A 4,227-nucleotide genomic window follows, 5' to 3' on the forward strand; every position below is an offset into this window, starting at 1 on the left:
GCGGGGGTCCGAGAGAAGGGGTGGGGCCGCACTCCCGGGTGAAGGGGGCATTGCGCTCCGGGCCCGCCTGGGGCATGCTCCCGGGACAGCCGCAGCAGCGGCTGTCGCCGCGGCTCCGGGCCCTCACCCACTCAGATGGGCTCTGGGCAGGCGGGGAGTGTCGCCGTACCCTTGGGGGTAAGGGCTTGGGAAGATGATTCCCGGACATGACACCCGGGCAGCCGGGCGTCGCCCCGGGCAATGAGGCCAGCCGCTTCGACCCCGCTCCGCCGTCAACCGTCGTTCCCTCCCAAGAGGACTTCCTTCGCCGAGACTCCGATGGCCGGACACGAAATCCCCGAACCCGCGGACCGCAGCAAGCAGGTCGCCGATCCCACGGCGCCCCTCGACGCGGCGGAAGAGAAACGCCACTCCTGCGACCCGGCGTTCCAGCACGGCGTCGTCGTCGGCTTCGACGGCTCCACCTCCAGTGAGCGCGCCCTCGCCTACGCCATCGGCATGGCCCGGCGGTCCGGCTCCGGTCTGATCATCGTTCACGTGGCCAACCGGCTGCCGACGACTGTCTGGGCCGGCTGCGAGCCGCCGGTCTTCGTCGACGTCCCGGATCACCGCACGGAGGTGCTCGGCCTCGAGCTGGCCTGTGCGGACTACCTCTCCGAGGTGCCGTGGATTCTGGTCGAGCGCGGCGGGGACATCTGCCACGAACTCGAAGAGGTCGGCCGCGAGTACTGCGCCGACGCGATCGTGGTCGGCTCCACGCACGGGCTGGTCGGGCGCATTTTCGGCTCGGTCGCCGGGCGGCTGGCCCGGCGGGCCCAGCGGCCGGTCGTCGTCATTCCCTGAGACCCGGCGCGGCCCCGCGGTCACCTCGCCCGTGCCTGCGCTCCATGCCCCGGGGCCGCCACGCCCGCGGCCGGCGCTCCGTGCCCCCGGCCCGTCGCGTCGGTCAACTTCCCTGGCCCAGGGGTGAGTTGGCGTCAAGTTTTCTTGACAGTCGACAAATCTACTCGTGCGTAGAGGTGGATTGTGCATTTGTGACGGGTACAGCCTCGTACAACTGCACAGGAAGGAGCCCGTCGTGGACAACGAAGTCTTCGCGGGACGCCGGGCGGGAGCCGCCGGGCCGGGAGGGGACGCCTCGGCGCTCGGGTTGCTGGCCCTCGGGCTGACACTGCTGGCGTTCGGCCTGTTCCACGCCGACGTCATCGACGGCGTGACGGCCCAGGACGCCTCGGCGCTCGCCCTGTTCGTCGGCGGGGTCACTCTCTTCGTCGCCGGCCTGTGGGAGCTGCGCGGCGGCGCGGTCCCCACGGGGACGGCGTTCACCGCGCTCGGCGCCTTCTGGTTCACCTGGGGCACCGGCGTCGGGGAGGCCCGGGTGAGCGACCACGCCCAGGGGCTCTTCCTGCTGCTGTGGGCGCTGCTGGCGCTCAGCCTCACCCTCGCGGCCTGGGGCTGGGGGCCGGTCGCACGGGTGGTTTTCGGACTGCTTTTCGTGGCGCTGGTCCTGCTGGCCGTCGCGCGCTTCGTGGACAGCGCCGAACCGGCCCGGATCGCGGGCTGGATCGCCGTGGTGAGCGGCGCCGCGGCCTGGTACGGGGCGACGGCCCGGCTCGCCAACGCGGGCTTCGGCCGGAGCGTGCTGCCGCTCGGGAGGTGACGGTTCCCGGCAGGCAGCGTCCGCAGCCGGCGTCGTGGGCGACGCCGGCTCGAAGGAGGTGACCCCCCGCGCGCTTGGTGGCACGCGCGGGGGGTCACCCATGGGTACGGTCGGGGACAGGCGCCCGTACCCGGTGGCGCCCCCGAAGTCACCCCTGGGTTCCCCCCGGAGGGCGCCGGCTGGGGGCCGTCACTCGACGGTGACGGACTTGGCCAGGTTGCGCGGCTTGTCGATGTCCCGGCCCATCGCCTTGGCCGTGTAGTACGCGAAGAGCTGGAGCGGGATGCCCATGAGGATGGCGTCCAGCTCGTCCTCGTTCTTCGGCACCACGATGGTGTGGTCGGCCTTCTCCTGCTCCTGGTGCGCGACGGCGAGGATGCGGCCGCTGCGGGCCTTGATCTCCTCCAGCGCGGCGCGGTTCTTCTCCAGCAGGTCGTCGTCCGGGACGATCGCGACCGTCGGCATCGCCGGCTCGATGAGCGCCAGCGGGCCGTGCTTCAGCTCGGAGGCCGGGTAGGCCTCGGCGTGGATGTACGAGACCTCCTTGAGCTTCAGCGAGGCCTCGCGGGCGACGGGGTAGCCGCGCACCCGGCCGATGAACATCATCGACTTGGCCTCCGCGTACTCCATGGCCAGCTTCTCGATCTGCGCCTCGTTCTCGAGGATCTCGGCGATCTGGGCGGGCAGCTTGCGCAGGCCCGCGATGATCCGCTTGCCGTCGGCGACGGACAGGTCGCGGGTGCGGCCCAGGTGCAGGGCGAGCAGGCCGAAGGAGACCACCATGTTGGTGAAGCACTTGGTGGAGACGACGCAGACCTCGGGGCCGGCGTGGACGTAGATGCCGCCGTCGGTCTCCCGGGCGATCGCCGAGCCGACCACGTTCACCAGGCCCAGCACGCGGGCGCCCTTGCGCTTGAGCTCCTGGACGGCGGCGAGCACGTCGTAGGTCTCACCGGACTGGGACACCGCGATGTAGAGGGTGTCGGGGTCGACGACCGGGTTGCGGTAGCGGAACTCGGAGGCCGGCTCGGCGTCCGCGGGGATGCGGGCCAGCTCCTCGATCATCTGGGCGCCGATCTGACCGGCGTGGTACGAGGTGCCGCAGCCGAGGATCTTCACCCGGCGCACGGCGCGGGCGTCGCGGGCGTCCAGGTTCAGCCCGCCCAGGTGCACGGTGGAGAAGCGGTCGTCGATCCGGCCGCGCAGCGCGCGGTCCACGGCGTCGGCCTGCTCGTGGATCTCCTTGTGCATGTACGTGTCGTGGCCGCCCATGTCGTACGACTCGGCCTCCCACTCGACGGTGGTCGGCTGGGTCGAGGTGGTGGAGCCCTCGGTGGTGTACGTGCGGTAGTCGTCGGCCTTGAGGGTGGCCATCTCGCCGTCGTCGAGGGTGACGACCTGGCGGGTGTGGCTGACCAGGGCGGCGACGTCGGAGGAGACGAACATCTCCTTCTCGCCTATGCCCAGCACGACGGGGGAGCCGTTGCGGGCCACGACGATGCGGTCCGGGAAGTCGGCGTGCAGCACGGCGATGCCGTAGGTGCCCTCGATGTGCCGCAGCGCCTCGCGGACCTTCTCCTCCAGCGTGTCGGCCTGGGAGCGGCCGATGAGGTGGGCGAGCACCTCGGTGTCGGTGTCGGAGGCGAACGCGATGCCGTCGGCCGTCAGCCTGGCGCGCAGCTCGGAGGCGTTGTCGATGATGCCGTTGTGGACGACGGCGACCTTCTCGTCGGCGTCCAGGTGCGGGTGGGCGTTGACGTCGTTCGGCGCGCCGTGGGTGGCCCAGCGGGTGTGGGCGATGCCGGTGGTGCCGTTGAAGCGCTTGGGCAGGCGGGACTCGAGCTCGCGGACCCGGCCCTTGGCCTTGGCGGTCTTCAGGCCGCCGGCCTTGCCGCCGGCGTGCAGGGCGATGCCGGCGGAGTCGTACCCGCGGTACTCCAGGCGCTGGAGGCCCTCCAGGAGCAGCGGTGCCACATCGCGCTTACCGATATATCCGACGATTCCGCACATGTGGTGCGTCCCTCCCGTGGTGCTGAATGGTTCCGAAGGCTGTGGGCTCGGTCGTGTTCGGGGCGCGCGGCGTGGCGCGGCTTCCCGATCGACGGTGATCAGCCGTAGACGATGCGGCGCAGCTGGCGCAGCGAGAGCTCCGGTGGCGCCACCGCGCGGTGCGGCAGCTCGGCCGTGATCCGCTCGAAGATGTCCGCGTTGGTCATCCCCCGCGACTGCAGTTCGCGGTGGCGCCGGCGGACGAACTCCTCGACCGTCTCGTCGAAGAACGCCAGCACGTCCAGCACCACCCGGGCGGCCTCGCCGCGCTGGAGCGGCGTGGTGCGAACCAGGTGGTCGACGAGGTCGTCGTGGGTCGTGGGGCGATCGAGCACCCGTTGATACTGCGGGTCGGGGAGAAGTTTCGCAAGAATCCTGCCCGAAATCGGGCAGGATCTTGGAATTGAAGGTGTGGGGAGGGTGGAGGCCGAGGCTCCGGAGGCCGGGGCCGCCGGGGCCGGCCGCCGTGGGCCGGCCGCCGGGGGCGGCGGCGCGGGCGCCAGGGCGGCGCCGCCCCC

Annotated in this window: 4 protein-coding genes; 2 read left to right on the plus strand and 2 right to left on the minus strand. The window is 71.7% G+C overall.

Annotated elements, in window-relative coordinates:
• The first annotated feature begins 318 nt into the window (after positions 1–318).
• On the plus strand, positions 319–843 hold the full coding sequence (locus ACSNOD_RS29065; protein WP_436770057.1) for a universal stress protein: 525 nt from the start codon (positions 319–321) through the stop codon (positions 841–843).
• A gap of 235 nt (positions 844–1,078) precedes the next feature.
• A complete protein-coding gene (locus tag ACSNOD_RS29070) occupies positions 1,079–1,660 on the plus strand; it encodes an acetate uptake transporter (RefSeq protein ID WP_436770058.1) in 582 nt (193 codons plus the stop codon).
• Between the two features lie 189 nt (positions 1,661–1,849).
• Here the strand turns inward: ACSNOD_RS29070 and glmS are convergent, their stop codons facing one another.
• A complete protein-coding gene (gene glmS, locus ACSNOD_RS29075) occupies positions 1,850–3,670 on the minus strand; it encodes a glutamine--fructose-6-phosphate transaminase (isomerizing) (protein ID WP_436770059.1) in 1,821 nt (606 codons plus the stop codon).
• 98 nt (positions 3,671–3,768) lie between these two features.
• Complete coding sequence (locus ACSNOD_RS29080) at positions 3,769–4,044, minus strand: hypothetical protein (RefSeq protein ID WP_436770060.1); 276 nt, start codon at positions 4,042–4,044, stop codon at positions 3,769–3,771.
• Between the last annotated feature and the right edge of the window lie 183 nt (positions 4,045–4,227).

The sequence above is a fragment of the Streptomyces sp. URMC 123 genome (assembly GCF_051386515.1).
Taxonomy (GTDB): domain Bacteria; phylum Actinomycetota; class Actinomycetes; order Streptomycetales; family Streptomycetaceae; genus Streptomyces.

Coding starts and splice junctions, on each gene's coding strand:
- ACSNOD_RS29065 (WP_436770057.1), top strand. CDS start 319: ATGGCCGGACACGAAATCCCCGAACCCGCGGACCGCAGCAAGCAGGTC.
- glmS (WP_436770059.1), bottom strand. CDS start 3,670: ATGTGCGGAATCGTCGGATATATCGGTAAGCGCGATGTGGCACCGCTG.